Genomic DNA, 26,894 nt, shown 5'->3' with positions numbered 1-26,894 from the left:
TAGAGAGGATCCCATGGTTCAAGCGATCTCGTCGATGGTCGAGATAGATTCTCCTGCTCTGCCGCCTCTTCGGCGGCTTTTTCATGTCCGTAGAGACCCTGGAAATTGCTGATTATTCGAGGTGCCCGATAGAGAAGCAGACGGTGGCCGCGAGCAGGGTGGGGATCATCAGCACGCCGAACCAGCCCACGTAGAGGCGGTTCTCGGTGCTGGTGACCCAGGTCTTGAAGCGATCCCAGGGATGGAACCCGGAACGCGACAGGTTGGTGGTGGTCATGGCTGGACATCCGAAGATGGACAGACCGGCAGGGGGCGGCGACACCGCCTTGCGGACAGGTCGCTTGCCACTGCCGAGCGATAAAACGATAGCGTTGATTCCTCCTAGGTCGGAACTCCTCCCATGCGTGCTTCTGCTCAATCCGGATCGGGATCTCCAGGCGCCCGCCGCCGCCTGTGGTCGACGCGGCTGCTGCCCCTGCTCCTGGGGCTGCTCCTGCTGCTGACCCTGGCGCCGGGCCTGGCCCGCGCCGACGACGCCCAGCGCTGGAGCCTGCGGGACCAGGACGACAACCGCTGGTCGCTGCGGATCTTCGCCCAGCCCGATCCCGCCTACCCCAGCGGCGATCGCCTGCGCCTCAGCGCCCTCACCCCGGGGATCGCCGTCGATCACACCCGGCCCCTGCTGATCAGCGATGGCACCGGTGGCGCCTGGACCCTGGCCAACCGCAGCGAGGAGCTGGTGCCCCCCGATGGCGGCGCCCTGCCGGAGGGGTCGGCCCAGTTCGACATCGCCGACCTGCTGCCCCGACCCAGCGGGGCCCTGCCCCTGGCCCTCAGCCTGCCCCTGGCCGGAGAGGCGTCGGTGTTGCTGGTGCTCGGTCCCGAAGAAACGGAAGCGCTGCATGCCTTGGACGACTCCGGGGCCCCGGTTCAGGAGGGGTGAGGTCGGGGCAGCACCGTGATGGAGCCGTTGCTTTCCAGAATGGCCACGTGCACGCTGTCAACGGCGGTGCAGCCTGCCGATCGGATCGCCGCATCCAGTTCATTCCGCGTCAGCTGCGAACGCCGCAGCACATCGCCATAGACCCCGCCGTTGTGGACCAGCACCTGGGGCCGGCCCTCCACGAACATCTCGATGGCCCTGCTGGAGCTTGTCGCCGCCCCGACGAGATGGTTCAGAGCGATCAGCGTCAAGGCGGAAATCAGGCCACCGATCAGTGAGTTGTCGCCGCCATTCATGGAGTTCTGAACGGCGTTGGACAGGATCAGCAGCAGCACCAGATCAAAGGTGGCGAGCTGGCCCACCTGGCGCTTCCCCGTCAGCCGCAGCAGCACCAGCAGAAAGAGATAGACAACGGCACCACGGAAGACAAACTCTCAGATTGGGATGGAAAGAGGGGCCATCTCATCGGCCGATGCGGATGCTGCGCAGCGAGTCCATCAGGCCAAGAATGTTGAGCAGCCACACCACAACCGCCACGACGACGACAATGTTCAGGATGCGTTTGATCTTGCCATCCATGGGGATGTAGTTGTTGACGAGCCACAGCAGCACCCCGACGACAATCAGGGTGATGATCAGTGAAATCAGGGACATGAACTGTTCTCCTCGGGATGAACGTTGAAGGGGTGGATGCCAGTGGCAGACTGTGCCCTGCCAGTCCTGAATAGGCTTGTTGCAGCCTATCTGCAGCCCATCCGCAGCCCATCTGCCGCAGATGGGCGCTTCATGCGTGCTGGTTTTCCAGGTGGGTCCACGATGCAGGTGGCCCCATTTTGCTGGTCCCATGTCTGATTGCTTTGGGGACTATCTGCGCACGATCGGTCGCATTCCCCTGCTGACACCTTCAGAGGAACTGCATCTCGGCGCCCTGGTGCAGGAATGGCGTTCCCACCCGGCTCCGGGCCCTGGTCTGGAACGGCGGGGGCGACGGGCCTTCGGGCGCATGGTGACGGGCAATCTGCGCCTGGTGGTGTCCCTCTGCAAGCAGCAGCACAACCGCATCCGTCTGATGCATCTGGATCCGATGGATGTGGTCCAGGCCGGCAACCTTGGCCTGATCCGTGCCGTGGAGCGTTTCCTGCCCGAGCGGGGCTGCAGGTTTTCCACCTACGGCTCCTGGTGGATCCGCCAGTCGGTGCACCGCCATCTCCAGGAGACGACGGGGCTGATCCGGGTACCGCCCCAGATGGCGGCCCTGGCCCGCAAAGTTCAGGCGCTTCGCATGGCCTCGGCCCAGCCCCTGTCGCTGGCGGCGATCGGTGCCGAGCTGGGTGAGAGTGTCAAACGGCTGGAGACCGTGGTTCAGGCGTCCCACGACCTGCAGACTCTTTCCCTTGATCAGACCCTCGGAAGTGGCGATGGGGAGGTGTCTCTGACCGATCTGATCGGTGATCCCAGCGAGCCCGGTCTGCAGGACGACTACCACTGGCTCCACTGTGAGATCACCCAGCTGAACCCCACCGAACGTCAGGTTCTTCGCCTTCGCTACACCGAAGACGGATCCCCGTCGTTGGCCCAGATCGGCACGTGCATCGGCATGTCCAAGCACAAGGTGCAGCATGTGGAACGAAAGGCGCTGCTCAAGTTGCGGCAACGCCTGGCCAAGGCCCTGTGATCCCTGGAATCGCCTCGCTCTCACACGGTCCGGCCGCTGAGCAGCCGGGAGACAATGACGATCAAGGCGATGACCAGCAGAAGATGGATGAAGCCGCCCATGGTGTAGGACGTCACCAGTCCAAGCAACCAGAGAATCACCAGAATGACGGCGATTGATTCCAGCATTGGGGTCTCCTGTTGATAGGGGGTGAATGGATTGGAATAGCGCTTAATTGATCTTGTCCGCCAGCTTGTCGGAGGCGTCACTGGCCTTGCGGGCCAGGGCTTTGGTGCCGTCCTTCACGGCTTCTGTCGCGTTCATGGCGGAGGCTTGCACCTGCTTGGCTTTGCCTTTCACCTGGTGGCCTGGATCACCGGTGATTTCGCCATAGGCGGACTCCAGCTTGCCTTCGGTTTCCTTGGCTTTGGCGGACATCTTGTCGGACATGGTGGCGATGGCGATGGCGATGGGGGTGATGGAGGAGGCATGGCTGGCCATGGCCGTGGCTGGCCATTGGATCATCAGGGTGACAACCAGGGCAGCCACGGAGGCCAGCGAGAGCAGGCGTCTTCGGAGGCGAATTCTCATCAGGTCTTCCTCCTAGAGGGTGCCTCCTTTCTCTACCCAGCTTCGGGCTCGGCGAAGACGCCCGTTGTCGCCACTTGGGCCCGCAGGATGCATCATCTGACGGTTGTTCAGTGGTGCCAGCCTGTCTGGCCTGTGTAGCGATTCATTTCTTTTTTGCTGCACTCTGCGTCGCTGCTGCCATAAGCAGCCAGATCCTTTTGCAGACGCCATGAATACCACCCGCCTGGAGGCCTTCAGTGACGGTGTCCTGGCCATCGTCATCACGATCATGGTGCTGGAGATCAAGGTGCCCCACGACACCGCACCGGCGGCCCTGGTGCCCCTGATCCCTGTCTTCCTCAGCTATCTGCTGAGCTTCGTCTATATCGGCATCTACTGGAACAACCACCACCACATGCTGCACACGCTGCAGCGCGTCAGCGGCCCGGTGCTGCTGGCCAACCTGCATCTGTTGTTCTGGTTGTCGCTGGTGCCGTTCGCCACCGGCTGGATGGGCCAGAACCACCGGGCGATCGCCCCGTCGTTCCTCTATGGCGTCGTGATGGTGATGGCGGCCCTCGCCTATTTCATCCTTCAGGGGCGGATCATCGCCAGCCAGGGCCCCGACTCCCTGCTGCGCCGCGCCGTGGGCCGCGACTGGAAGGGGCACACCTCCCTGACCCTCTATCTGGTGGCGATGCTGGCGAGCCTGCGCTCCCCGGCGGTTGGCCAGGCGGTCTATGCGTTGGTGGCCCTGATGTGGCTGATCCCCGATCGCCGCATCGAGCGGGTGCTGTCCGACTAGGCGCTCCCGATCCCCACCAGCTCCTGTTCACCGAAGCGGGAGGCCTGCTCCAGCAGGCGCCGTTCCTCTTCATCGGCCCGGGTGCAGGCGAAGCCGTAGCGGGCCCGCACCCGCTCAGAGGCCTGCCGCAGCGCCAACGTGCCCCTGGTCCGAAGCTCCGCCACCGAGAGCGTCTGGCCCGGGGCGAGGTGCTCGAGGATCACGGTGGACGGGGAATAGAGGCGGCTCCTGCCGCCGTCCGGCCATTCCAGCGTCAGCTCCACTTCCGGCATGGCGCCCCCCACCACCCATTGGCTGGATTGTGCGTCAGGGTCGTGACGGTTGTGGTGGCGAGCACGACAGCTTGATCACGACAGTGCCCCGAAACCGGTGAGGGGCTCCTCAGCGCGCCAGATCTCCTGCTGCTGTCCCCCCTGGTTCAGCACCAATCGGCGTTCCTGCGTGAACGTGCCCACCGGCGCCAGCAGCAGGCCGCCGCAGGCGGCGACACGCTCCGCCAGCCGGCTCCCCTGTCCGGGCCGGGCGGCCAGCAGGAAGCCGAAGCTGGGGAAGCAGGTGAGCCATGGCTCCAGCGCCACCCCCTCGGGGGGCTGGATCGCCGCCAGATCCAGGCTCAGGCCGCAGCCGGCCGCCTCGCAGAACATGGCGGCGGTGCCCACCAGGCCGCCCATGCTGATGTCCTTGGCGGCATGGACGCTGGCGTCGGCCGCCAGAGCCGCCATCAGGGCCAGCTGGCGCCGCAGCCGGGCGGGCTCGGCATCGGTGGCCGCATCCCAGCAGAGGGAGTCGCCGCGGAAGCCGCCGTTCGGGTCGATCAGCAGGTGGCAGTGGTCGCCGGGACGGGCGGCGCGGGCCGAGAGCACCGGGCCGGCGGCCGTGCCCAGCACCGCCACCGCCAGGGCGTCGTAGGGGCTGTGCAGGTTGGTGTGGCCCCCCACCACCGGCACCCCGAACACCTCCGAGGCCCGGCGCAGGCCCGCCAGGATCGGTTCCGCCTGGGCGGCGCTGCGGCACCAGAGGCTGTTCACCACCGCGATCGGCGTGCCGCCCATGGCGGCGATGTCGCTGAGGTTCACCAGCACCCCGCACCAGCCGGCGAACCAGGGGTCGTCCGCCACCAGGGCCGGGTCCAGGCCCTCGCAGGCCAGAAGCAGCGGCGTGGCCAGCGGCGGCAGCAGGGCGGCGTCATCGCCGAGGGCGGCGGCGGGCCCCAGGGCGGGGAAGGGCTGGTGGGGGAAGGTGGCCGCCGGGGACTGGATGTCGGTCTTGCCGGTGAGGCCGCTGAGCCGGCGCAGCCGGGCGGCCAGGGCCGCCAGGGGCGGATCCGGCGCCTCCGGCCGGCTCACGCCACCGCAGCCAGGGGCCGCCGCTCCAGACCGGGCTGGTAGTAGGCGAGGTCGGCCTCCATCAGGTGGTGGGGCAGGCCGCGGATCTCCAGCACCTCGATCGATGTCCAGTGCAGGCGCTGGAAGAAGCGCACGTTCTGGAGCTGCACCGTGGCCAGGAAGCGGTCGCAGCCCCAGCCATTGGCGGTGGTGACCGCCTTCCAGATCAGGCCCTTGCCGATCTGGTTGTGGCGGCGGTGGTCGCCGTGCACCCCGAGCCGGCCGCCGTACCAGAGGCGAGGGCGCTCCTCCAGGATCCGCACCACCCCCACCACGCCGCTGCCGCTGCCGGCGCTGTGGTCGAGGGCGGCGATGGGATAGGCGTGGCCATCCTTCTCATCCCGGTCGGTGGCCTCGAACAGGTGCTGCTCCTGGCAGAAGATGGCGCTGCGCAGCTGCCAGTAGCCCTCCTCCAGCGGCGTGCCGCGCCGCAGCAGGTGGAAGGAGAAGCGCTGGGAGCTGGCCGTGGGCGAGAGGCGGAAGTCCTCGGCCTCGATCGCCACCCCCCGCCGCACCGAGGGGGTGAAGGCGGCTGGGGCCGAGCTGGCGCTGCGGCCGATGTCGTGGCTGGAGGGGTCGATGAAGAACATGGCCGCGCTCAGGGGGTGGCCGGCTCGGGACCGGCTTCAAACAGGGACAGGGCTGAGCAGGCGCCGCACTTGGCGCAGCCGGCCGCCATGGCGTCGGAGCGCAGGTCGGAGGCCCGCAACCGGTCGCCCACGGCCGCGTACACCGCCACCATGAAGTCGGTGCTGGGGGCGGGATGGGCCTCCAGGGGGGTGCCGGCGATCGGCACGAAGGGCACCACGAAGGGGTAGACCCCCAGGGCGATCAGCCGCTCGCTCACCGCAACCAGCGACGCGGCGCTGTCCCCCAGGCCGGCCAGCAGGTAGGTGGACACCTGGCCGCGGCCGAACACCGCCACCGCCGCCGCGAAGGCCTCCATGTAGCGCTCCAGCCCCAGCTCGGATTTGCCCGGCAGGATCCGCTGCCGCACCCCCTCTTCCACCACCTCCAGGTGCATGCCGAGGCTGTCGACGCCGGCGTCCTTCATGCGCCGGTACCAGGCCGGGTCTTCGGGGGGCTCGCACTGGGCCTGGATCGGTAGGTCCACCCGGGCCTTGACGGCGGCGGCGGTCTCGGCCATCAGCCGGGCGCCCCGGTCGTCGCTGTTGGGGGTGCCGGTGGTGAGCACCAGCTGGCGTACGCCATCGAGACGCACCGCCGCCTCGGCCACCTCCGCCACCTGGGCCGGCGTCTTTCGCACGAGGGTGCGGCCGTCCTCCAGCGACTGTTCGATGGCGCAGAACTGGCACGACTGGGTTCGGTCCCGGAAGCGGATGCAGGTCTGCAGCAGGGTGGTGGCCAGCACGTCCCGGCCGTGCAGCAGGGCGATAGTGCGGTAGGGGATGCCCTCGGCGGTGCTCAGGCCGTAGAAGCGCGGCTCGGGCGGGGTCTCCACGGCCAGGGCCGAGGTTTCGTCGGCAGCGAAGCCCGCGGTGGTGCCGCTCACCTGCAGGCCGCCGCTGGGGGCGGATTCCAGCCGGTAGGGCGAGCTGCCGGCCAGGGCGTTGTAGACGGGCACCATCACCGTGGTGCCATCGATGCTGAGGGCGCGGTGATCCGACGGGCCGGCTCCGCCGCGGCGGCCGGGGTTGCCGGGCACCGCCGGGTCGACGACCCCGTGCACCTGCAGTTCGGTGAGCTTGCGGCCCAGGGCGCGGCGATCGTGCTCAGCCATGGTGCAGCTCCTCCAGCAGCGGCAGGCCCGGAGCCGTCTCGCCGGCAGGCTCGAGGGGGCGCTCATGCAGCTGGCGGGCGGGGCTGCGGTTGATCAGCAGCCCCAGCAGGTCGGGGCGGCTGTAGTGGCCGACGCTGTCCATCATGCGTTTGCGTTTGGTGATCAGGGTTAGGTCGAGTTCGGCGATGGCCAGCCCCTCGCCATCGGGCAGCGGCCCGGCCAGGTAGCGGCCCTCCGGGCTGATCACGGCCGTGTGGCAGCCCCCCTGGCAGGCCTTCTGCAGCACCGGATCGGGCGTGATCCGCTCGATGTCCTCCGGCTCCAGCCAGGCGGTCGAGGACACCACGAAGCAGCCGGCCTCAAGGGCGTGGTGGCGCAGGGTGACGGCGGTCTGCTCGGTGAAGATCGGCCCCACCAGGGAGCCGGGGAACTGGGCGCAGTGGATCTCTTCCCCCTGGGCCATCAGGCTGAAGCGGGCCAGGGGGTTGTAGTGCTCCCAGCAGGCCAGGGCGCCGATGCGGCCGAGGGCGGTGGGCACCACCTGGAGGCCGGCCCCGTCGCCCTGGCCCCACACCATCCGCTCGTGATAAGTGGGGGTGAGCTTGCGGCGTTTCAGCACCAGCTCACCGGCCGCGTCGATCAGCAGCTGGGCGTTGTAGAGGCTGCCCCCGTCGCGCTCGTTGATGCCCAGCAGCACGTGCAGGCCGAGCTGGCGGGCGGCGGCGGCGATGCGGCCCAGGGCGGGGCCGGGCACCGTCACCGCCTGCTCGTAGAGCTTCAGGTGCGAGGTCCCCATCAACACCGGCGGCTCCACGAAGGAGAAGTAGGGGTAGTAGGGCAGGAACGTTTCGGGGAAGACGATCAGCTCCACCCCGGCCGCGGCGGCCTCCTCCATGGCGGCGAGCACCCGCGCCACCGATCCCTCCAGGCTGTAGAGCTCCGGACGGATCTGGGCGGCGGCGACGGTGACCGTGGCGGGCATTCAGAGCGTCCAGGTGTCGAGGATGAAGGCGCCTTCCTTGCGGTGCAGCAGCACGATGTCGAGCACGTCGAGGGGATTGACGGGGATGATCCCGGGGATCAGGGCGCCTTCGCCGTGGCCGTAGAGGGCCTGCAGGGCGAAGCGGCAGGCGTAGACCTTGCCGCCCTGGCCGATGAACTTCTCGATGCGGGCGCCGAAGTTGAGGTGGCCGTCGAAGGCGGCGTCGCCCAGTTTTGGGAAGCCCCGCTGCAGACCCAGGGTCACGCCTGGCCCGTAGAGCAGGATCGAGGTCTCGAAGCCCTTGTTGATCAGGCGGCTGGCCTGCAGCAGGTTCACCAGGCCGATGGAGCCCTCGAAGGCCACGGTGTGGAAGGTGACCAGGGCCTTCTCACCCGGTTCGGCCTTGACGTCGGGGAAGACCTTTTCCTCGTAATCGACAAGGAAATCGCCCGTCTGGTTGGCGGGACGGCTGACCTGGGGCATGGGGAAGTGCAGTCGGTGGAATCGGCATGGGGGACCGTGCCACGGATGAACTTTTGTTCTGTGTCGCCGATGCCACCGAATCCCGGCGCCGCTCACCGCTACGGAGGGCGCCCAGCTGATCCGTGGCGGTCGTTACAGGAGGTATCGCCAGCGGCGGCCAGCATCGGCTTTCTTCTGGAGCTGGGGTGGCTGTGGCAAGGGGTTCGGACGCGGCGCAGCGGCACGCGGTGGTGGTGGTGGGCGGCGGCCAGGCCGGCCTTTCGGTGGCCCACTGCCTGCAGAAACGGGGGCTGCGTCCCCTGGTGCTGGAGCGCCACCGCATCGGCCATGCCTGGGCGCGCCAGCGCTGGGAGTCGTTCTGTCTGGTCACCCCCAACTGGCAGTGCCGCCTGCCTGATTTCCCCTATGACGGCGAGGATCCCGAAGGCTTCATGGGCCGCGAGGAGATCGTCCGCTACGTCCAGCGCTTCGCCGACCACATCCAGGTGCCGGTGCGGGAAGGGGTGGCTGTTCGGCGCCTGCAGGCGAGCGGTTCGGGGTTTCGCCTCAGCACCGACGAGGGTGCCATCGAGGCCGATCAGGTGGTGCTGGCCACCGGCGGTTACCACCGCCCGAAGCGCCATCCCCTCGCCGGCCGCCTGCCCGAGCGGATCCTGCAGATCGATGCCCGCGACTACACCAGCCCCGCGTCGCTGCCCGCTGGCCCGGTGCTGGTGGTGGGCAGTGGCCAGTCGGGCTGCCAGATCGCCGAAGACCTCTTCCTGGCCGGCCGCCGGGTGCACCTGAGCGTCGGCAGCGCCCCCCGTTCCCCGCGCCGCTACCGCGGCCGCGACGTGGTCGACTGGCTCGATCGCATGGGCTACTACGCCATGCCGATTGACCAGCACGCCGACCCCCGGGCGGTGCGGGGCAAGACCAACCACTACCTCACCGGCCGCGACGGTGGCCGGGAGATCGACCTGCGCCGCCGTGCCCTCGAGGGGATGGTGCTGCACGGTCGGTTGGCCGAGCTCGGCCACGACCACATCCACTTCGCCGGCGACCTGGCCGCCAACCTCGACGGGGCCGACGCGGTCCACAGCCGCATCTGCCGCAGCATCGACGACCACATCGCCGCCCACGGGCTCAGCGCCCCTGAGGAGCCCCCCTATGTCCCCTGCTGGACGCCGCCCCCCGGTCCGTCCGAGCCCCTCGATCTGGCGACGGAGCCCCTGGCGGCGGTGATCTGGTGCACGGGCTACCACCCGGACTTCAGCTGGGTGGAGGTGCCGGTCTTTGATGGCGCCGGCCATCCGGCCCACGAGCGGGGCCTCACCCAGGTGCCGGGCCTCTACTTCCTTGGCCTGCCCTGGCTGCACACCTGGGGCTCGGCCCGTTTCTGCGGGGTGGCAGAAGACGCCGAGTACCTGGCGGAGGCGATCCGGCTGCGCGCCTCCCGCCGGACCGCCAACCAGGAGCGGCTGGAGTGCACCGCCCTGCTCGGCACCTGAGGTTCAGGCCACCACGGCCGACCAGGTGAAGGCCAGGCCGATGCCCATCAGCAGGCCGGCGGTGAGACTCACCGCAGCGCTGGAAGCGTTCTGGCGCCAGCGCCTCACCGCTGTCAGGGCCACGAGAAGCAGCAGCGCCTGGCTGACCAGCAGTCCGGCCAGATAGAAGCCGATCGGGGCCGGTTCCCAGCCGAGGACGGCGCCGCTGAGGGCGTAGCCGTGCAGCAGGAAGGCGGGCACCAGCACGGCCGGCGGCAGGCGGCGCGCCAGCACCAGGCCGGTGAGCGCCACCGACAGGGCCACCAGCGGCTCGATCCAGGGGAAGCCCGGCAGGGCCAGCCCCAGGGCGTTGCCCACCAGCCCGCAGCCCAGCAGGGCCAGCACCCAGCGGAAGGGCTGGACGATGCCCACCAGGCCGATGGCCAGCAGGAACAGCAGGTGGTCGGGCCCGAGGATCGGGTGGGCCAGGCCGCTCAGCAGCCCGGTGAGGACACCGGGCTTCATGCCGGTGAGATCCATCACGTGGTGGGCCGAAGCCGGGGCGGCCAACAGCAGGGGCAGGGCGCAGACAACGGCGAGGGCGATCGGCAGGAGGCCGCGCCGCTCAGCCAAAGAAGGCAGTGTCATGAAAAGTCTCCGGTCCTCGCCGGCAGGAAATGGGTCGAGTGGGGGTGAGCGTTCTGACTGAGGACGCCGGGCCGGGAAGCCAGGTTTCCATCACAGCTGCGGGACAGCGGCGGACTCGGGAAACCCCTCACCGCCTTTCCTCCTTGCGTCCTCCCCGTGAAGGGAAGGAACCCTTGGGGGCCATCCTCCCCCCTTCCCGGTCAGAAGCTGCGGTCATCGGGCGGCAACGTCACCGGCTGCGGTCACAATGGGCTCACGGTTCCCGGGGTCCACCTCCGGGAGGAAACGAGGAAAGTCCGGTGCACGGCTGGGTTCGCCCCGTCGTCATTCCGGCGCTGTCCCGCAGCTGTGATGGGGTCACCCTCAGCCAGAACGCTCGCCGTGAACCGTTCCTTCCATCCCCGGCGCGGACCGGGAACCTCGATGACCCACTTTTCCGGCCTCCGCTCCTGGATCCTCTTGGGGGGCGCGGCCAGCCTCGGTTTCGTGCTGATCGGCCAGCCGGCCCAGGCCCATGGCCTGGCCCACGGCGGCCTCGGCCACGGCTTCCTCCACCCCATTTCCGGGGTCGATCACCTGCTGCTGCTGGTCGGCGTCGGTGCGGCCGCCTCCTACGTGTCCGCCGAGCTGCTGCTCTGGGGCCTGGCCGGTGCGGTGCTGGGGGGCCTGGTGGGGGCCACGGGCTTTGCCCTGCCCTTCGCTGAGGTGCTGGCCGCCCTGGCGATCTCGGCGGTGGCGCTGCTGATCCTGCGCTCCCACCGTGATGGCCGCAGCCCCGGGCTGGCCTTCGCTGGCTCCCTGGTGGCCGGTGCGGTGGCCCTGCACGCCCTGCTGCACGGCGGTGAGGCCCCCGTCGATGGCTCCGCCTTTGGCTGGTGGGCCGGCGCCCTGGCGGCCTCGCTGCTGGTGAGTGGTGGTTCGTTCCTGGCGATGCGGCGTCTGCCCCTGGTCTGGACCGCCCGCCTGGCCCTGCTCCTGGCGGTGCTCGGCGGCGCCCTGGCCCTGGTTCCGCTGGCGGCCTAAGTCGGAGGCCCTGCCAGCAGGGCGGCGGCCATCGCCAGGGCCCCCTGGCAGGCATCACCGGCGGCCGTCACCAGGCGGCTGCCGGGCAAGACCTGGTCCAGGCTGCGGGCGAAGGGGCGGCGCAGTTGCTCCAGATGGATCAGCGCCCCGCCCATCGGGCACACCGCTGGCTCCACCAGATCCAGGCCCCGGGCCACCCCCGCCGCCAGCGCCGCCAGCGCCGCCGCGTTTCTCTCCATCACGGCGACGGCCTGGGGGTCGCCCGCAGAGGCCAGCCGGTCGAGCACCGGCGCCAGACGGGCGAAGCCGGCGGGGCCGAACCCGTCGGCCACCACCAGCGCCTTGAGCCGCTGCGGAGACCCCGGGTCGTCCGGGTCCAGATCCAGGGCCGCCCACAGGGTCCGCCGCAGGGGGGTGTCGGGGAGGCGGCCGTCGGCCATCTGCAGGCTCAGGGCCAGGCCGTCCCGGCCGATGTCCATGGCTGAGCCGGCCCCATCCAGCAGCCAGCCCCAGCCGCCGCAGCGGTGCTCACGGCCATGGCCGTCACGGCCGACGGCGATGCTGCCGGTGCCGCTGATCACCACGAGGCCGGCCCCGTCCCCGAAGGCCCCCCGCAGGGCGGTGCGCTCATCGCCGGTGACCACCAGCCGCTCCGGGGCCAGCCCCAGGGCGGCCGCCGCCAGTGCCCGGCCCTGCCCCTGCACCGCCGTTCCCTGCTCAATGCCGCTGGCCCCGACGGCGGCCGCCACCAGAACGGCCGTGCCGGCGGGCTGGCGGGCGTCGACGAGATGGGCCCGGGCCCGCACCAGGCTCTCCCGCAGGGCCGCGCCGAAACGCCCAGGGCCCTCAGGGGCCGCCAGGTGGCACACCCCAGGGCCCTCGCCCTCGCCGATCACCCTGCCCACATGGGACGACTGGCCTTCCCCCACCAGCGCCAGGCGGCAGCTGGTGTGGGTCTGGCCGGCGTCGAAGCCGGCGATCAGCCTCATGGCAGGGGATCCGCCGCCGCGGCGGCGAGGGTGGCCAGGCTGAACAGACCGATCAGCTGCACCTCCGGCCGGAAGAAGATCGTGTCGGTGAGGCCCTGCACCCCCAGCCCGGCGAACACGGCCACCGCCGCCAGGCTCGGCAGGGCCAGGGGGGCGCTGCTGCGCCACTGGCCCAGACCCACCTTCACGGCGCTCAGCAGCAGGCCCAGCCCGGCGAGCAGCCCCGGAATGCCGGCCTCCACCAGCAGCTCCAGGGGGATCGAATAGGCGCTGAGGGCGTTGAACTTGGGCTGCTGATACAGGGGATAGATGAGGTTGAAGGCGCTGTTGCCGGGGCCGATGCCGATCCAGGGGCGGTCCTGGATCATCGCCAGGGCGGAGGTCCAGACGTTGATGCGGAAGTTGTTGGAGCTGTCTTCCCGGCCCGCCACCAGGCTCATCACCCGCACCCGCAGCGGCTCCACCTGGGTGACCAGCAGCACCAGCACGACGGTGGCGCCCACGAGCAGCAGCAGGGGGAACAGGCGCCGCCACAACGGCGGCCAGTCGCGGGTCTGCCGCAGCACCAGCAGCAGGGCCAGCAGGCCGAGGGAGGCCACCAGGCCCATCCAGGCGCCGCGGCTGTAGGTGAGCACCAGGGCCACCAGGCCCAGCACCAGGCTGGCCAGGGCGAACAGGCGCCGGCCCCGCCCCTGCCAGCGCAGCAGCGCCACCACGGCCAGGGGCAGGATCGGCAGCAGGTAGCCGCCCAGCAGGTTGGGGTTCTCCAGGGTGCTGTAGATGCGCACCGTGCCCTCGGCCACGGAGTTGTTGTCCGACCAGCGGGCCAGGGCGCCAGGAGCTTCGTAGAGCTGGCGGATGCCGATCATGCTGGTGATCAGTTCACCGGCCAGCAGGGCGCCCACCAGCCGGTCCCACCACACCGGGGCGGTGGCCAGCAGCTGGCGCATCAGGACGTAGACGCTCAGGTAGCTGAGCAGCTTGACCAGCCCCACCAGGGCGGCCTTGGGCACGGGCGAGAAGCCGGTGGCCACCACCGCGATGCCGATCACCAGCAGCAGCCAGAGGTTGATGGCGCCGAGGCGACCCGGCGGGGTGCGCAGGGCCCAGACCACCCAGAGCAGGGCGGAGGCGGCGATCAGCAGGCTCAGGCCCGCCCGGGTCACCAGGGGCAGGCCGGCCAGCAGGGCGCAGAGGATCCAGCCCGCCAGCAGGGGCAGGTGGGCGCCGAGTCGGCCGGCGGGCCGGCCGGCCAGCAGCCCCTGCCAGCGCAGCAGCAGGGGCACGGGAGCTGGGGCAGGCACCATCAATCCGCTGCAGCGTCGAGGCGATTATCGGTGCCGCTGGTGGTGGGCTCCAGCTGGGCTTCCAGATCGGCCAGCGGCGGCAAAGGGGCACTGCTGCGGCGGTAGAGGCTGCGGTGCACCGGCAGGCCCCCCGCCAGCACCTGGTCTTCACGCTCGGTGGCCACCGGCAGGGGATTGCGCTCGGGGCCGCACTCCTCGGGCCCGGCGGCCTCGAAGGCACCGCTGACCTCCACCAGCTGCCGCATCGGGGCGATCAGCGTCTCCACATCGCTCTGCAGGAACAGGCTGCGGCCGGGGGCGAGGGCGGCGGCGATCGCCAGCAGCAGGGCAGGCTGCAGCACCCGGCGCTTGCGGTGGCGCAGCTTGAACCAGGGGTCGGGGAACTGCAGCGTGACCAGCTCCAGTTGGCCGGCGGGCAGGCGTGCCAGCCAGTCCGGCAGGTTGACGTTGGCGTTGCCGTAGAGGAAGCGCAGGTTGGTCAGCCCGTCCCGGCGGCGGTCGTCCTCGGCGGCCTCCACCAGGGGCCGGCGGATCTCCAGGCCGAGGTGGTTGCGCTGCGGCGCCAGGGGGGCCATGGCCAGCAGGAAGCGGCCCCGGGCGGAGCCGATGTCGAGATGCAGGGGCCGGCAGGGATCGGCGAACAGCTCGATCAGCGGCGGCAGGGGCCGTGCCAGCTGGTGGATCCGGCTGAGCGGATTGACGTGCTGGCGCACCATCAGAGCGGCGCGGCGCTGCCCCCGGGCGGCTCGTTCGGCACCAGGAAGCCCCAGCTGGCAGTGTAGCCGTGCAGGTGGGTGGTGCCGCCCACCGGGCCGATCTCGCCGTTGCAGAACAGACCGGCGATGGGCACGGTGCCGAACACCTCCCGGCAGAGGCTCACGTCGCCGTCGACTTCGCCGTAGAGGCCTTCGCCCCGCCCCAGACAGGCGAACAGGAAGGCGGCCAGGGGCTCGCGGCGACGCCGCGACTGGCCGGCCAGCAATTGACGGGATTCGTCCCGGGAGGCCTCGGCATCGCGGAGCTGGAACTGCACCTTCTGGCCGACGCGCATGCGTTCGCCCACCGCGACCGCGCCATTGCGGGGATCGACGCCGATCAGGTTGCGCACCAGGAAGGAGCCGGGGACCTCCGCCACGGGGGTGAGGTCGGCCGTGGGAAGGCTGAAATCGCTGCGTCCCACACCGAGGAACAGGGAGTGCTTCACCTGCTCCCGCTCGGCCGGGGTGAGGTCGGTGAGGATCGACTGCAGGGCCGCCACGGGGCTGTTGCGGGTGCTGCCGCAGCTCACTTCGATCACCACATTGCGCTGGGCCTGCTCCACCTCCAGCACCGGGCCGATCGGCCGGCAGCCCTGGGCCACCAGCGGATCGAGCCGCCAGGAGCCGCTGATCAGGCAGCCCACAGCGCCGGTGCGGACGGTGTCGGCGGTGTCCGTTGTGCCGCGACCTGTGTCGCCGCTGGCCCCGCTGCTGAAGAGAAGCGAGCCGTGGGCGGCACTGTGGGGGCCGGCGATGCCGCCCACCTTGGTGGTGTTCGGATAGGCGTAATCCAGGCCGCTGATCAGGTCGTTGATGGCGGTGCCGGTGGGATCGAGCAGCAGCAGCATCGACTGGCCTTCCTCCAGCTCGGCCCCCACCCGCTCGCGCCAGGGCTCGGCCGGACCATCGAGGTCGGGCAGGGCGGTGGTGTCAATGGCGAAGGGGCGCAGGCTGGCGCCGGGGAGCCGCAACAGGGTGACCGCCAGGGCCGGCTGGTGCTCGATCTCATGGGGCGCGCCGGCCGGATCGGTGCCCACCACACCGCCGCCGACGCAGCCGAGCCAGTGGCCGGCATTCAATTTCTGCTGCAGCAGGGGCAGCAGCCGCGGCAGATCGCTGGCGTAGCTGGCGGAGGCGAACACCAGGGCCAGGTCGGCCTCCGGGGCGCCCCGGAGCTGCTCGAACACCTGGTTGACCGCTTCCTGCAGAGAGGCGTCCCGGCCGAGGGCGGTGCGGCACCAGGGGCCGTCGGGGCGACGCTGCAGCCAGGGAAAGGAGGGGAGGGAACCCATCACCGGACCCTATCGCCTGGGGAGCACACGGATAATGGCGTCTTACCGAACCGAGCGGACGTGCCGGAACAGCTCTATCGCTCCCTGGTCTGGCTCGACGTGCGGCTGGGAATGTTGTTCGCCGTTGGGCTGCCGCTGGTGCTGCTCCTCTGGGCGGCCCTCCGCAAGGAGCAGGCGCTGGTGCGTCTGATGGGTCTCTACTGGAAGGTGGCGAGCCTGCAGCTGATCGCCCTGCTGCTGCTCACCGACAACCGCCCCGCCGGCTTCCTGCTGCTGGTGGTGGCGCCGCTGCTGGTGGTGGTGACCCTGTGGTTCTGGGTGGATCTCAACGAGGAGCTGGCCGACATGCCCCCCTGGCGCGCCCTGCCCCTCACCCTGCGCCTCTGGCGCTGGAGCCTGACCCTGCTGTCGCTGGCCGGGGCGAGCCTGGCCGTGACCGCCCTGCCCTGCATGGGTGGCGCCGACGCCAGCCTGCGCCTCTGCCGGGCCTGGCTGGAGGCCCCCCTGGGGTTGCACGGGGTGGTGGCCAGGGTGTTCGCCTTTGTGTTCGGCGGGGCGTGGACGCCAGGGGTGGCCGCCTTCGTGGGCTATGTGGCCCTGGTGGCCTACGCGGTGGGGCTGCTGCAGTGGCTGGTGGTGCGCCTGCCGCGGCTGGGTCGGGTGGCCGGCGAGTTCTGAGCCCATGACCGACGCCGCCTCCCCCTCCGTTGCGGCCCTGCTGGCGGCGCTGGAGACGATCAGCCGCGAGCGCCCCGACCGGGTGCTGCGCCTGGTCGGCCTCCTGCCGGCGCCGGGGGAGGACGAACCCTTTGAGCTGCTGATCTTCCGGGGCTTCTCCAGCAGCATCACCCACCCCACCGCCTTCGACCCCGACCAGCCGGCCCTGCCGCCATCGGCCCGTATCACCGCGGCCGAACTGCTGGCCGGACCCCTCAACCCCAGCGATGAGCGGCGCCTGGCGGGACCGCTGCCGGCGGAGACCTACCGGGATCCGGGGGCCTGGGAAGGAACGGCAGCAGAATGATCTGGCTGCTTGGACCACTGTTGCGCTCCTGCATCCACCATGACCAACGTCACAGAGATTGCGCCGGATCTGTTCCGGTTATCCATCTACGTCCCAGAGCTTGATCTGCAGTTCAATCACTTTCTGGTTCGTGATGAACAGCCGTTGTTGTTTCACGCCGGCCTGAAGGGAATGCATCCCCTCCTGAGGGACGCGGTGGCGACGTTGATGGATCCAGGCAAGCTTCGCTACGTGGCCTGGAGCCATTTTGAATCCGACGAGATCGGTGGCCTCAACCACTGGCTGGAAGCGGCGCCAGAGGCCGAGCCGGTCTGCACGTTCGTCGGGAAAGTCGTCAGCGTCGATGACTACGCCATCAGACCTGCCCGTGGTCTGATGCCTGAGGATGTTCTGGAAACAGGGACGTATCGTTTTCGGTTCTTTCCTTCGCCCCATCTGCCCCATGGCTGGGATGCCGGCCTGTTGTTTGAGGAGACCCGGAAAACCCTCTTCTGCTCCGATCTCTTTCATCACTTCGGCGACGTTCAGCCCGTTGTCACTCACGATCTGATCGGCCCAGCCCTTGCTGGCATGCGGCAAATGCAGCAGGGCCCATTGGCCGGCTATCTGCCCTACACCCCACAGACGCAAGGGTGGCTTGCCGGTTGCGCCCAGCTTCAGCCGGAGACCCTTGCCGTCATGCACGGGTCGTCCTACTCCGGTGAGAGCGGACCCATGCTGAAGGACTTGGCGGACGCCATGCAGGATGTCTTTGCTGTGGCCTGACAACGAGCCGCTGCCCGGCCATCTGATCAGTCGTTCAGCAACCGCAGCGAATCCTGCGAAAGTCTCCTCCCTTGAGGGCCTCGGTAGAGTCGGCAACCGACAGCGAGTGACGCGTTTATTCCTTCCAGCCCTTCGATTCGTGGTTCCCCTGGGCGGTCTGGCCTTGGCCCTGGCCCTGCCTTCGGCGGCCCGCGCTGGCAGCTGCGAAGACACTTTCGCCCAGGTCGGCAACCCCCTGTCCGGGATTTGTTTCAACGCGGCAGTCAGCGTCGACGACCTGTCTGTGCCGGTGGCGATTCGCCAGCTGCGCGGCATTGCTGCCGGCCGGGGCTACGACATCCTCAGTGAAGAGGCTGACGATGGCAGCCTGTTGCTGGAGCAGCCCCGATCGGGTGCTGCCAGGCCGTTCCCGATCATCGCCACGGCCCAGTCGGCGGCGGGTGCCGCCACGGTCAAGATGGAGGCCAAACTCCCGGCTGGCATGTTGGCCGGTGCCAATGGCGCCCGCACCGAGTTGTGCGCCATGTTGGGCGCCTTGAAGGGTGGCTCCGAAGGCATCGCCGCCGCAGAGCGCAGCCGGGGGGCCATGGCGTCGGCCGCCCCGGTCGTCATCGAGGCCTTGATGCTGTCGCAGCAGATCTCCCAGGAAGCCGACACCAACGCGGCCACGATTCCCTCCCGCTACCAGGGAAAAACCTTCACGATCAAGGGCCGGGTGGCCTATGTCACCAAAGACGGTGGCGCTTATCGCATCGACTACGACATTCCAAGGTCCACCAACGATCTGGCCCTGAAGTTCGGCAAGTTCCGCTTCCTGACCCAGATCAGTTGTCTGGCCGCCAGGGCATCCAGCTGACGGGCCAGTACAAGGATTACGACCATGCCCGCCACGTGATGTGGTTCGAGGGTTGCCGGCCGGCCGGCTGAGCGTTCCTGGCAGACAAACCCTGAGGCCCTGGCCACCATGACCGTGGTGGCAGAGAGGGCATGGGCTCGAGGGATCCGATCCGGGACTTTTTCACCTTCCTGCTGGGAGGTGTGCTCTTTTCGATGGGCGCGTTCCTGTTCTTCAACCAGGTGATGGTCAGCTCCGTGCCGATGGGCCTGGGCCTTCGCTTCGGGCGGCGCGCCGCGGGCGGCTGGGGTGGTGCCGGTGCGGCCTGGGGCGGCGGCTGGGGCGGCGGTTTCGGCTTCTCCCAGGGCCTGGGCGGCGGTTTCGGCCTGCTGCTGATCCCGCTGACGATCGGGGTGTGTCTGTTGTTTGCCCTGCGCAACCAGCGCTGGGGCTGGTTCCTGGTGCTGGCCTCGGTGGCGGCCCTGGCGGTGGGGATCCTGCAGACCCTGATCATGAGCTTCCAGCCCACCTCGCTCTGGAACCTGCTGACGATGTTCGCCCTGATCGGCAGTGGCGGCGGGTTGATGTTCCGTTCACTGATGGCCTACGACGATGGCAAGGACCGGCAAGAGCGAGCCGAACGCGGCGAGCGGGAAGACCATTGACGACCTGATCGTCGAGATGGAACCGGTGCCCCCCGGGGGACGCCCCCCTTCGCCGCCGGCCCTTCCCCCGGCGTCCGGTCCCTCCCGGTTTCCGTTCCTGCAGCGGCTGCTGGCCCTGGTGCTCGTGGCGGCGGGCTTCGGCGCCGGCTGGATGGCGGCCGGCCTGCGGGCGTCCCTGGCCGAGAAGCCGGCCGCCGGCGGCAGGGGCGAGAGCCGCCAGGACCTGCTCGCCGATGGCTGGGTGGAATCGGATCAGGGGGTGTTCACCCGCCGCTGCCAGGGGATCTGCCGCAAGCCCCGCCTCTATGGCGGCGGCCTCATCGATGTGATGGAAGTCGCCTGCCTGGAGCGTCCCTGCGGCGACATCCAGGTGACGTTCGCTGTGCTCGACGGCCAGGGCCAGGAGGTCGACAAGGTGGTCGAAAGCCGAGTCGGACGGCAGGGGGAGCGTCTGCAGCTGGTGATCGAATCGCAGAAGCCGCAGGCCCGGCGCTTCGCTTTGGTTGACTTCCGTGCCAAGGCCAGGGTGGAGTGATGGGCACCTGGGGTTCACCGCCTTGAAGACACTCCACTTCGAAGACGGCGCTGCGATGCCGATGCTTGGCCTGGGCACCTGGAACGCCCCTCCCGGGGAGGTGGGCGCGGCGGTGACGGCGGCGCTGCAGCTGGGCTACCGCCACATCGACTGCGCCGCCATCTACGGCAATGAGGCGGAGATCGGCGAAGCCCTGGCGGCAGCGATCCGCTCCGGCCCGGTGAGGCGCGACGACCTCTGGATCACCTCCAAGCTGTGGAACAACGCCCATGCCCCCGAGGACGTGGCCCCGGCCCTGGAGCGCACCCTGGCCGATCTGCAGCTCGACCACCTCGACCTCTATCTCATCCATTGGCCCGTGGCCTTCCGGCCGGGCGTGCTGATGCCCGAGGGTGCCGAGGATCTGGTGTCGCTTGAGACCCAGCCCCTCGCGGCCACCTGGGCGGCGATGGAAGCGGCCGTGGAGCGGGGCCTGTGCCGCCACATCGGCGTCAGCAACTTCGGCATGGCCAGCCTCTACAGCCTGCTGGGGCAGGCGCGCCTCCGGCCGGCCATGAACCAGGTGGAGCTGCATCCCTATCTGCAGCAGAAGGGGCTGTTCGCCTTCTGCGAGGCCCATGGCGTGCACCTCACGGGCTATTCGCCCCTGGGCACCCCGGGCCTGCCCCCCCAGATGCGGCCTCCCGGCCAGCCGGTGCTGCTGGAGGACTCCACGATCACGGCGATCGCCACCCGGCGGGACCTCACGCCGGCCCAGGTGGTGCTGGCCTGGGCCCTGCAGCGGGGCACGGCGGTGATCCCCAAGTCGGTGTCGCCGGCGCGCCTGGCCGAGAACCTCGCCGCCGCCGAGGCCGAGCTGGCTCCTGAAGACATGGAGGCGATCGACGGGCTCGACCGGAGCCAACGCTTTCTCGACGGCTCCTTCTGGGTCAAGGAGGGCGGCCCCTACACCCTGGAGTCGCTCTGGGCCTGATCAGCCGGGCGCCAGCCGCCGACGCAGGTAGGCGATGGCCAGGTCGCCGCATTCGGCCACCAGCCGGTCGCGGCGGCCCTGCTCCTGGGTGGCCGCCAGCCAGAGCAGGTGGCCGACGGTCTTGACCAGCACCCAGGCGATCAGGTGGCCCTCCTCCGCGCTGAGGTCGGACCCCTCGGCGGCGGCCTTGAGGGCGATCAGGCCGCTCCAGTCGTTGATCAGCCGGACGTCGGCCTCCGCCTCGATGGCCAGCAGCTCGGGGGTGGCGGTCTGCACATCCAGGAAGATGGCCGGGTAGCCGGGGTGGTCGCGGAAGAAGCGATCGGTGAGGGCCACCGCGGCGGTGATCGAGGCCTCCAGCGAGAGGCAGCGGCCGTCCCCCCGGTCGAAGAAGGCCGTGAGCAGCCCGTGCAGCTGCTCGGCGTAGAGCTGGGCGAGGCTGCGCAGGATGGCCCCCTTGTCGGGGAAGAACTGGTAGAGGGAGCCGATCGGCACCCCGGCTTTGGCGGCGATGGCGTTGGTGGTGGTGCTGCCGACGCCGCCGGTCACGAACAGCTCCTCGGCCGCCGCCAGGATCCGCCGCACCCGCTCCTGGCTGCGGGCCTGGCGGGGCTGGCGGCGCAGGGGCGAGGGCTCGCCGGGGGTGGCGGGTGCGTTGGCCATGACGGGAAGCGACCCATCCTGAAAACCTGAGCGATCCTCGCATCTCATTGGCAAAGGCGAGGGATGCTCATAATTTCTCGGACGTGAGGACTGCTCATGTTCTTTCGTGTTCACCCCGATGACCACTGCCGTTTTCCGCCCCACCCCCGCGCCCACCGCGGCGTCGTTCGAGGCCCAGGAGCTGCCGCCCCAGCTGTTCCGGGTCCTCGGCACGTTCGTGGCCATGACCGGCGGCGACACCGACCTCGAGCTGGTGGGGGCCCTGGCTGAGGCCCTGCTGGAGACGCCCTCCTATGCCCTGATGGCCGAGCAGCTGCGCCGCGATCCGGCCTGCGCCGCCCTGATCGAGGCGCGCTCGATCCCCCCCCCGGCCCACGACCTGGAGCAGCTGGCCAACATGCCCGAGGGCAGCCTCGGCCAGGCGTATGCGGCGTCGCTGGCCCGGCTGGGCTACGACCCCAACCTGCATGCCGGCATGGCGCCCAGCACCGACGCGGCCTATGTGGAGCTGCGGCTCAGCCAGACCCACGACCTCTGGCACGTGGTCACCGGCTTCGACACCACGGTGACGGGCGAGATCGGCCTGCAGGCCTTCCATCTCACCCAGTTCCCCTACCCCCTGGGGGCCGTGCTCACGGCCCAGGCCCTGCTGTCGGCCACCCTCGGGGCCCCCGAGCTGCTGCCGGAGCTGGTGGAGGCGACCCGTATTGGGTTGCAGATGGGCCTGGAGGCGAAGCCCCTGTTCGCCCAGCGCTGGGAGGAGGGCTGGGCCCGGCCTCCACAGGAGTGGCGCGAGGCGCTGCAGCTGCGGCCTTTCGCTGAGCGGGTGGGGCGGCTGTGAGCGGGAAGGCCGTGGGCGGATCCCTGCTGCGGCGGCCGGGCTTCCGCTGGCTCTGGCTGGGCCAGACCCTCCTGTTCGCCGGCGTCCAGTTCTGGTTCGTCGCCGTCACCTGGCTGATGCTGCAGCGCACGGGCTCGGGCACCTACCTGGCCCTGGAGTTCGGCACCCGGCCGATCGATCAGGTGCTGGCGGCCCTGCGTGCCGATGCCTGGCTGCACGCCGTGCCCGATCGCCCCACCCCCGACCGGGAGGCGATCCGCCGCCAGGTGCGCGATGCCTTCCTGATCGACAGCCCCGCCTGGCGAACCGCCACCTACGGCCGCTGCGCCGATGTGGTGCTGCGCGCCTGCCGTGGGTTGGGGGGCTGAGCCGTAATACAGCCTGGCAGCAGGTAGGATCGGGTCGTCGATGGCTCGGTGCTTGCCATGGCGGTGATCTCGCTCAAGTTGACCGAGGCCCTTGATGCGCAGCTCACGGAGCAGGCTCAACGGCGCCATCTCAGCAAGTCTGAATTGGTTCGACGCGCGTTGACGGCGTTTCTCCAATCCTCAGAGCAGGGCGTGGATGACGCAGCACCACCCTCCGCGGCTGATCTGTTGGCCGATCTCGTGGGCTGTTGCGAAGGCGGGCCCGCCGATCTGTCAACCAACCCTGCCTTCCTGGCTGATTTCGGGGCGAATCGTTCATGACGGTTCTGCTTGATACGGGACCTTGGGTGGCGCTGTTGAGTCGCAACGACACCCATCACAAATGGGCTATTGAGCAGTTCAGGCGATTGCCGCCTCCACTGCTGAGCTGTGAGGCTGTGGTCGCTGAGACCTGCTTTCTGCTCAGGCGCTCCGGTTTTGATCCTGCGTTGGCCCTGCAGTTCATTGAGCGAGGAGTCGTTCAATTGCCTTTCGTACTCCAGGAGCAGATAGGCTCTGTAAGTGCACTTTTCAAGCGCTATGAGAATGTCCCTGCTTCTCTGGCGGATGCCGCATTGATTCGCCTGGCAGAGATCAACGACTCTCCGTTACTTCTGACGACGGATAGTGATTTCCAGATCTATCGCCGTCATGGACGACAAATGATTCCTCTGGCCAAACCGTAGACGTTGTGACACTTCAACCACCCACCTCAGGAGCAGTGCTAGAGATTGCTTTCAAATCGTCAACATTGGAGTTATGCTGGGCGAGCGCTGGCGTAGGCCAACCGACCCACTTCCAATGGAAAACATATTTGAGGCTCTTGTTGAAACAGGTGGGCGTATGCGAATCCAGAATCCTGTCCATCTGAAGACGGGGTCCAAGGTGTTCGTTTCTGTTCCCAGTGATGATCCTGAGTCTGTCATCAGCGGAGTTGTCTTGAGTGAAACGGCTCTGGCGGCCGACTGGCTGAACTCAGAAGAGGAAGCTGCATGGGCCCACCTGCAATAGGTGAGGCATACTCATTCCCTTTCCCTATTCCGACCTGTCGCAAGTTAAATGCAGGCCTGCCTCATCATTTCTGGAGTGGTCGGCACCTTGAATCGTGTGGAAATGTCTGAACTCCTGGATGTGTTGATCGTCATCCTGCGTGCGGGTGACCTTGAGCGTTGATGCGCTGCGGTATTGATAGGGCGGCTCTGGGCTCGGCGGGGGCCAGAGTGGACTTCCCCGGTGCCCCTGCCCGATACGATCCCCCCTGGTGGCCCTGTGTGCCGTTGCCGCCCTGGTGTTCCCGGCCCTCCCGGCAGCCCACGCCCAGACCGCCTGGCAGACCTGCAGCTTCAACGGCCGATCCGAAGCCTGCCAGGTCGCGGGCGGCTCCACCTCGTTCACGGTCACCTTCCGCTCCGATGGCAAGCAGATCGAGATGGAGAAGGTGGGCGAGCCCTGGACCTGCGGCTCGGGGGATCAGGAGGAATGCGGAAAGTTGCTGATCACCGAGCCCAGCAATGGCCGCACCACCCTGGCCACTTACCGGCAGATCTCGTCAGCCTTCCTGGTGCGCAGCGAGCGGGGGAACACCTACTCGATTCCCTATTGAAGGCGGTAGGCCATCGGGCAATGGTCGATATCCCTGCGCAGGCCTGAGCCGGCTATCGTTGAGTTGATGATGTGATGACGGATCCCGACAATCCTCAGAAGCGGCCCGTACAGGTTCTACTTCTACAGTCACGTGCCAAACGAACCTCCTCATGTTCATGTGGATAGAGATCAGGCATCATGCAAAGTCTGGCTCTCTCCTGTCGCACTTTCCTCCAGCCTTGGTTTTAAGGCCAACGAGCTTCGTGAGATTGAGCGGCTGGTCAGCAAGAACAGAGCTATCCTGCTGAAAGCATGGGAGGAGTTTCATGGCTAACCCTGGCGAGCGGGTCACAGGCGTTGCCTGCACAGAAGACAAGCTGACTGTCGACCTGGATGATGGACGAGCCATTTCGGTGCCTCTCGCCTGGTATCCCCGTCTTCTGCACGCCACCTCTCAGGAGCGTGTGAATTGGGAGATTGCAGGGGCTGGCTTTGGAATCTATTGGCCAGATATTGATGAGGACTTAAGTGTGGAAGGTCTACTTCGTGGAGCGCCGGCGCCCCAGGTCAAGACACTGATTAGCTAGCACCACCACGCACCAGAACCACCACCGTAAGGATGGCATCTGCATCCCCAGCACCGTGTGGCCTGGTGATGGAGAGCGCCAGGTGCTCCCGCTCAAAATCTATTCCATGAAGCCCATCCTTTCGCCATGAGCAACCCACAATTGCTCCTGGTCCTCGTCGGCAGTGTTTGTTGGCGTCGTCGTGCTCTGCGAGCGGGGCAACACCTACGCGATCCCCTATTAGGGCTCTCCAGGCTGGCTCACTGCAGCGAGCCGAGCGCACCACCGCCGCCACCGGCTTCCTCGGCATGGCCGATGCGGGCGAACAGATCGGTGCTTTCGCGGTTGAGGTGCACCACCTCCACCACGCTGCCACCCAGCTTGAGCCGGCGGATCACCTGATCGAGGGCGGCGACGCCGCTCTGGTCCCAGATGTGGGCGTCGGCCATGTCGATCGTCACCCTGGCCGGGTGTTCGTGGATCTCGAAACCCGCCCGGAAGTAGATGCTGCTCACGAAGAACAGCTGGCCGCGCACCGTGTAGAGCCGATGGCCCGCGTCGACGAGACGGCTCTCGACGGCGATCACCTTGGCCACCTTGCGGCTGAACAGGATCCCGGCCAGGGCCACACCGGCGAGCAGGCCGATCGCCAGGTTGTGGGTGATCACGGTGATTCCCACGGTGAGCAGCATCACGGCGGTGTCGCTCTTGGGAATCCGCCGGATCCCCGTGATCGAACCGATGTTGGCGGTGTTGATGGCGATCATCACCATCACGCCCACCAGGGTGGCCATCGGGATCTGGTTCACCCAATCGCGGGCCAGCAGGATCATCGCCAGCAGGCTCACCCCCGAGACCAGCGTCGACAGCCGCGTGCGGCCGCCGTAGCCCACGTTCATCACCGACTGCCCCACCAACGCGCAGCCGGCCATGCCGCCGAACAGGGAACTGACAATGTTGCCGATGCCTTGGCCCCGGGCCTCGGTGTTCTTGTGGCTGGTCTGGTCGGTGAGGTCGTCGAGGATGTCCTGGGTGAGGAAGGTCTCCATCAGCCCCACCAGCGAGATGGCCAGGGCCGTGGGCAGGATCAGGCCCAGCGTGCCGAAGCTCAGGGGCACCTGGGGCAGGGCGAACCGAGGCAGGCCCGCGGGCAGCGTGCCCAGGCTCGCCACCGTAGGCAGATCGAGCCCCAGGCCGATCGAGATCCCGGTGGTGATCAGGATGGCGATCAGGGCCGACGGCACCACCCGGGTGAGGCGCGGCAGCAGGTAGATGATCGCCAGGGTGAGCAGCATCAACGCCCACACCGCCGGCAGCTGGCCGGCCTCGACCACCACCGTCTCCGGGTGAAAGACATCGAGCCCCAGCTGGGGCAGCTGGGCCAGCAGGATCAGGATCGCCAGGGCATTGACGAACCCCGCCATCACCGGCTGCGGCACGAAGCGCATCTGGTGGGCCAGCCGCAGGTAGCCCCAGGCGATCTGGAAGACCCCGGTGAGCAGTCCCGCCGCCAGCAGGTACTGAAGGCCGAGCCCCTTCCCCAGCAGTTCACCCTGCTGCACCAGGCCCGTCATCAGCAGGGCCGTGGAGCCGGTGGCGGAGGTGATCATTGCCGTGCGGCCCCCCACCACTGCCAGGGTCACCGACAACAGGAAGGCCCCGAACAGGCCCACGCTGGGGTCCACCCCGGCGATGCCGGAAAAGGCGATCGCCTCCGGAATCATGGCGAAGGCCACCACCAGGCCCGAGAGGATGTCGCGGTGGGGCTGGCCCCACCACTCCTTGATGGAGAAGGTCATGGAAAAGCTTGGACGGATCAATCCCTTTCAGGTCTCCCGGCCGCGGGCCGACCGGGTGCAGGCACGGTGGCGGTGGACTACGGGGGAGTGATCGTCATGGGGCTGACCGTACCAGCCTTCCGGCTTCGGCACCCACGCCAGTGGTGCGTGGCTTGTCTTTTTCCATCGGCAGCGGCGGCGGCAGGCGG

36 protein-coding genes, 1 pseudogene and 2 riboswitches are annotated in these 26,894 nt (G+C 68.6%); of the genes and pseudogenes, 19 read left to right on the top strand and 18 right to left on the bottom strand.

Going from position 1 to position 26,894, the window contains the following annotated elements; all coding sequences use genetic code 11:
• Positions 1–118: 118 nt before the first annotated feature.
• A pseudogene (locus KBZ33_RS14380) lies at positions 119–277 on the bottom strand (photosystem II q(b) protein); the annotation flags it as partial.
• A 123-nt stretch (positions 278–400) separates the two neighbouring features.
• Here KBZ33_RS14380 and KBZ33_RS14375 point away from each other — a divergent pair.
• Positions 401–943 (top strand): DUF3122 domain-containing protein, encoded by a 543-nt coding sequence (locus KBZ33_RS14375; protein WP_254954035.1) that lies wholly within the window; start codon positions 401–403, stop codon positions 941–943.
• On the opposite strand, the gene KBZ33_RS14370 is transcribed toward KBZ33_RS14375, so the two are convergent.
• Together KBZ33_RS14370 and KBZ33_RS14365 are read right to left on the bottom strand one after the other, a co-directional pair.
• Positions 931–1,335 carry a YetF domain-containing protein gene (locus KBZ33_RS14370; protein ID WP_254954034.1) on the bottom strand — a complete coding sequence of 135 codons (405 nt, stop codon included), beginning with the start codon at positions 1,333–1,335 and terminating at the stop codon, positions 931–933. The two genes, KBZ33_RS14375 and KBZ33_RS14370, sit on opposite strands and share 13 nt — an antisense overlap.
• 70 nt (positions 1,336–1,405) lie before the next feature.
• On the bottom strand, positions 1,406–1,789 hold the full coding sequence (locus tag KBZ33_RS14365) for a Thivi_2564 family membrane protein (RefSeq protein WP_255011815.1): 384 nt from the start codon (positions 1,787–1,789) through the stop codon (positions 1,406–1,408).
• Between KBZ33_RS14365 and KBZ33_RS14360 the strand changes: the two genes are divergently transcribed.
• A complete protein-coding gene (locus tag KBZ33_RS14360; protein WP_254954033.1) occupies positions 1,788–2,618 on the top strand; it encodes an RNA polymerase sigma factor RpoD/SigA in 831 nt (276 codons plus the stop codon). The genes KBZ33_RS14365 and KBZ33_RS14360 overlap by 2 nt on opposite strands.
• A 20-nt stretch (positions 2,619–2,638) precedes the next feature.
• Here KBZ33_RS14360 and KBZ33_RS14355 read toward each other — a convergent pair whose 3' ends face one another.
• Positions 2,639–2,785 (bottom strand): lmo0937 family membrane protein, encoded by a 147-nt coding sequence (locus tag KBZ33_RS14355; RefSeq protein WP_254954032.1) that lies wholly within the window; start codon positions 2,783–2,785, stop codon positions 2,639–2,641.
• A 43-nt stretch (positions 2,786–2,828) separates the two neighbouring features.
• Complete coding sequence (locus KBZ33_RS14350) at positions 2,829–3,146, bottom strand: CsbD family protein (protein ID WP_254954031.1); 318 nt, start codon at positions 3,144–3,146, stop codon at positions 2,829–2,831.
• Between the two features lie 250 nt (positions 3,147–3,396).
• Here KBZ33_RS14350 and KBZ33_RS14345 point away from each other — a divergent pair, with 250 nt between their 5' ends.
• Positions 3,397–3,972, top strand: a complete 576-nt coding sequence (locus tag KBZ33_RS14345) for a TMEM175 family protein (RefSeq protein WP_254954030.1) — start codon at positions 3,397–3,399, stop codon at positions 3,970–3,972.
• Here the strand turns inward: KBZ33_RS14345 and KBZ33_RS14340 are convergent.
• The 6 genes from KBZ33_RS14340 to KBZ33_RS14315 are packed head-to-tail and all read right to left on the bottom strand — an operon-like array spanning position 3,969 to position 8,563.
• Positions 3,969–4,259 carry an MSMEG_0570 family nitrogen starvation response protein gene (locus tag KBZ33_RS14340; protein ID WP_315859206.1) on the bottom strand — a complete coding sequence of 97 codons (291 nt, stop codon included), beginning with the start codon at positions 4,257–4,259 and terminating at the stop codon, positions 3,969–3,971. The two genes, KBZ33_RS14345 and KBZ33_RS14340, sit on opposite strands and share 4 nt — an antisense overlap.
• 60 nt (positions 4,260–4,319) lie before the next feature.
• On the bottom strand, positions 4,320–5,318 hold the full coding sequence (locus KBZ33_RS14335) for a sll0787 family AIR synthase-like protein (protein ID WP_254954027.1): 999 nt from the start codon (positions 5,316–5,318) through the stop codon (positions 4,320–4,322).
• Positions 5,315–5,947, bottom strand: coding sequence for an MSMEG_0567/Sll0786 family nitrogen starvation N-acetyltransferase (locus KBZ33_RS14330; protein ID WP_254954025.1), 633 nt, complete (start codon positions 5,945–5,947; stop codon positions 5,315–5,317). Before KBZ33_RS14330 ends, KBZ33_RS14335 begins: the two co-directional genes overlap by 4 nt.
• 8 nt (positions 5,948–5,955) lie before the next feature.
• Positions 5,956–7,098 (bottom strand): MSMEG_0568 family radical SAM protein, encoded by a 1,143-nt coding sequence (locus tag KBZ33_RS14325; protein WP_254954023.1) that lies wholly within the window; start codon positions 7,096–7,098, stop codon positions 5,956–5,958.
• Positions 7,091–8,080, bottom strand: a complete 990-nt coding sequence (locus tag KBZ33_RS14320; RefSeq protein WP_254954021.1) for a Nit6803 family nitrilase — start codon at positions 8,078–8,080, stop codon at positions 7,091–7,093. The genes KBZ33_RS14325 and KBZ33_RS14320 overlap by 8 nt, the downstream gene beginning before the upstream one ends.
• The gene (locus KBZ33_RS14315) at positions 8,081–8,563 is read right to left on the bottom strand and encodes an MSMEG_0572/Sll0783 family nitrogen starvation response protein (protein ID WP_254954019.1); all 483 of its coding nucleotides are present in this window, start codon (positions 8,561–8,563) and stop codon (positions 8,081–8,083) included.
• A 191-nt stretch (positions 8,564–8,754) separates the two neighbouring features.
• On the opposite strand from KBZ33_RS14315, the gene KBZ33_RS14310 reads away from it, so the two are divergent.
• On the top strand, positions 8,755–10,053 hold the full coding sequence (locus KBZ33_RS14310) for an MSMEG_0569 family flavin-dependent oxidoreductase (protein WP_254954017.1): 1,299 nt from the start codon (positions 8,755–8,757) through the stop codon (positions 10,051–10,053).
• A gap of 3 nt (positions 10,054–10,056) precedes the next feature.
• Here the strand turns inward: KBZ33_RS14310 and KBZ33_RS14305 are convergent, their stop codons facing one another.
• The gene (locus tag KBZ33_RS14305) at positions 10,057–10,680 is read right to left on the bottom strand and encodes a HupE/UreJ family protein (protein ID WP_254954015.1); all 624 of its coding nucleotides are present in this window, start codon (positions 10,678–10,680) and stop codon (positions 10,057–10,059) included.
• A gap of 25 nt (positions 10,681–10,705) precedes the next feature.
• A riboswitch (cobalamin riboswitch) is annotated at positions 10,706–10,870 on the bottom strand.
• A gap of 49 nt (positions 10,871–10,919) precedes the next feature.
• A riboswitch (cobalamin riboswitch) is annotated at positions 10,920–11,079 on the top strand.
• 24 nt (positions 11,080–11,103) lie between these two features.
• Here KBZ33_RS14305 and KBZ33_RS14300 point away from each other — a divergent pair.
• A complete protein-coding gene (locus KBZ33_RS14300) occupies positions 11,104–11,703 on the top strand; it encodes a HupE/UreJ family protein (RefSeq protein ID WP_254954007.1) in 600 nt (199 codons plus the stop codon).
• On the opposite strand, the gene KBZ33_RS14295 is transcribed toward KBZ33_RS14300, so the two are convergent.
• The 4 genes from KBZ33_RS14295 to KBZ33_RS14280 are packed head-to-tail and all read right to left on the bottom strand — an operon-like array spanning position 11,700 to position 16,049.
• Complete coding sequence (locus KBZ33_RS14295; RefSeq protein WP_254954006.1) at positions 11,700–12,692, bottom strand: BadF/BadG/BcrA/BcrD ATPase family protein; 993 nt, start codon at positions 12,690–12,692, stop codon at positions 11,700–11,702. The two genes, KBZ33_RS14300 and KBZ33_RS14295, sit on opposite strands and share 4 nt — an antisense overlap.
• A complete protein-coding gene (locus tag KBZ33_RS14290; protein WP_254954004.1) occupies positions 12,689–13,999 on the bottom strand; it encodes an IctB family putative bicarbonate transporter in 1,311 nt (436 codons plus the stop codon). The genes KBZ33_RS14295 and KBZ33_RS14290 overlap by 4 nt, the downstream gene beginning before the upstream one ends.
• Positions 13,999–14,712 carry a tRNA (guanosine(46)-N7)-methyltransferase TrmB gene (gene trmB / locus KBZ33_RS14285; RefSeq protein WP_254954039.1) on the bottom strand — a complete coding sequence of 238 codons (714 nt, stop codon included), beginning with the start codon at positions 14,710–14,712 and terminating at the stop codon, positions 13,999–14,001. The genes KBZ33_RS14290 and trmB overlap by 1 nt, the downstream gene beginning before the upstream one ends.
• A 2-nt stretch (positions 14,713–14,714) precedes the next feature.
• Positions 14,715–16,049: an FIST N-terminal domain-containing protein gene (locus tag KBZ33_RS14280; RefSeq protein ID WP_254954002.1), complete on the bottom strand. Its 1,335-nt coding sequence runs from the start codon at positions 16,047–16,049 to the stop codon at positions 14,715–14,717.
• A gap of 60 nt (positions 16,050–16,109) precedes the next feature.
• On the opposite strand from KBZ33_RS14280, the gene KBZ33_RS14275 reads away from it, so the two are divergent.
• The 7 genes from KBZ33_RS14275 to KBZ33_RS14245 all read left to right on the top strand — a co-directional run bounded on the left by KBZ33_RS14275 (position 16,110) and on the right by KBZ33_RS14245 (position 20,846).
• Complete coding sequence (locus tag KBZ33_RS14275; RefSeq protein WP_254954000.1) at positions 16,110–16,727, top strand: DUF3177 family protein; 618 nt, start codon at positions 16,110–16,112, stop codon at positions 16,725–16,727.
• Positions 16,728–16,731: 4 nt separating this feature from the next.
• Positions 16,732–17,073: a hypothetical protein gene (locus KBZ33_RS14270; protein WP_254953998.1), complete on the top strand. Its 342-nt coding sequence runs from the start codon at positions 16,732–16,734 to the stop codon at positions 17,071–17,073.
• 39 nt (positions 17,074–17,112) lie between these two features.
• Entirely contained in the window at positions 17,113–17,838 is a 726-nt protein-coding gene (locus KBZ33_RS14265; protein ID WP_254953996.1) for an MBL fold metallo-hydrolase, read from the top strand.
• Positions 17,839–17,977: 139 nt separating this feature from the next.
• The gene (locus tag KBZ33_RS14260) at positions 17,978–18,694 is read left to right on the top strand and encodes a hypothetical protein (protein WP_254953993.1); all 717 of its coding nucleotides are present in this window, start codon (positions 17,978–17,980) and stop codon (positions 18,692–18,694) included.
• A gap of 131 nt (positions 18,695–18,825) precedes the next feature.
• Positions 18,826–19,338: a hypothetical protein gene (locus tag KBZ33_RS14255; protein ID WP_254953992.1), complete on the top strand. Its 513-nt coding sequence runs from the start codon at positions 18,826–18,828 to the stop codon at positions 19,336–19,338.
• Positions 19,286–19,873 (top strand): hypothetical protein, encoded by a 588-nt coding sequence (locus tag KBZ33_RS14250; RefSeq protein WP_254953990.1) that lies wholly within the window; start codon positions 19,286–19,288, stop codon positions 19,871–19,873. The genes KBZ33_RS14255 and KBZ33_RS14250 overlap by 53 nt, the downstream gene beginning before the upstream one ends.
• A 55-nt stretch (positions 19,874–19,928) precedes the next feature.
• Positions 19,929–20,846 carry an aldo/keto reductase gene (locus tag KBZ33_RS14245; protein ID WP_255011814.1) on the top strand — a complete coding sequence of 306 codons (918 nt, stop codon included), beginning with the start codon at positions 19,929–19,931 and terminating at the stop codon, positions 20,844–20,846.
• Here KBZ33_RS14245 and KBZ33_RS14240 read toward each other — a convergent pair whose 3' ends face one another.
• Positions 20,847–21,509, bottom strand: coding sequence for a TetR/AcrR family transcriptional regulator (locus KBZ33_RS14240; protein WP_254953986.1), 663 nt, complete (start codon positions 21,507–21,509; stop codon positions 20,847–20,849). It lies immediately after the preceding gene.
• A gap of 118 nt (positions 21,510–21,627) precedes the next feature.
• Between KBZ33_RS14240 and KBZ33_RS14235 the strand changes: the two genes are divergently transcribed.
• The 7 genes from KBZ33_RS14235 (at position 21,628) to KBZ33_RS14205 (ending at position 24,928) form a co-directional block, all read left to right on the top strand.
• A complete protein-coding gene (locus tag KBZ33_RS14235; protein ID WP_254953984.1) occupies positions 21,628–22,350 on the top strand; it encodes a Coq4 family protein in 723 nt (240 codons plus the stop codon).
• A gap of 11 nt (positions 22,351–22,361) precedes the next feature.
• Positions 22,362–22,718, top strand: coding sequence for a DUF2817 domain-containing protein (locus KBZ33_RS14230; protein ID WP_254953981.1), 357 nt, complete (start codon positions 22,362–22,364; stop codon positions 22,716–22,718).
• A 57-nt stretch (positions 22,719–22,775) separates the two neighbouring features.
• Complete coding sequence (locus KBZ33_RS14225) at positions 22,776–23,039, top strand: ribbon-helix-helix protein, CopG family (protein WP_254953979.1); 264 nt, start codon at positions 22,776–22,778, stop codon at positions 23,037–23,039.
• Entirely contained in the window at positions 23,036–23,443 is a 408-nt protein-coding gene (locus KBZ33_RS14220; protein ID WP_254953978.1) for a type II toxin-antitoxin system VapC family toxin, read from the top strand. The genes KBZ33_RS14225 and KBZ33_RS14220 overlap by 4 nt, the downstream gene beginning before the upstream one ends.
• A gap of 575 nt (positions 23,444–24,018) precedes the next feature.
• Entirely contained in the window at positions 24,019–24,360 is a 342-nt protein-coding gene (locus KBZ33_RS14215; protein WP_254953977.1) for a hypothetical protein, read from the top strand.
• 81 nt (positions 24,361–24,441) lie between these two features.
• The gene (locus KBZ33_RS14210; protein ID WP_315859208.1) at positions 24,442–24,675 is read left to right on the top strand and encodes a DUF4160 domain-containing protein; all 234 of its coding nucleotides are present in this window, start codon (positions 24,442–24,444) and stop codon (positions 24,673–24,675) included.
• Positions 24,668–24,928, top strand: coding sequence for a DUF2442 domain-containing protein (locus KBZ33_RS14205; protein WP_254953976.1), 261 nt, complete (start codon positions 24,668–24,670; stop codon positions 24,926–24,928). Before KBZ33_RS14210 ends, KBZ33_RS14205 begins: the two co-directional genes overlap by 8 nt.
• 239 nt (positions 24,929–25,167) lie before the next feature.
• Here the strand turns inward: KBZ33_RS14205 and KBZ33_RS14200 are convergent, their stop codons facing one another.
• Positions 25,168–26,706 carry a SulP family inorganic anion transporter gene (locus KBZ33_RS14200; protein WP_254953971.1) on the bottom strand — a complete coding sequence of 513 codons (1,539 nt, stop codon included), beginning with the start codon at positions 26,704–26,706 and terminating at the stop codon, positions 25,168–25,170.
• Positions 26,707–26,894 lie beyond the last annotated feature (188 nt).

It is taken from the genome of Cyanobium sp. Cruz-8D1 (assembly GCF_024345975.1).
In the GTDB taxonomy this organism is placed as follows: Bacteria; Cyanobacteriota; Cyanobacteriia; order PCC-6307; family Cyanobiaceae; genus Cyanobium.
The sequence above is the reverse complement of the archived record's forward strand: the minus strand, read 5'-3'. Positions and strand labels throughout refer to the sequence as shown.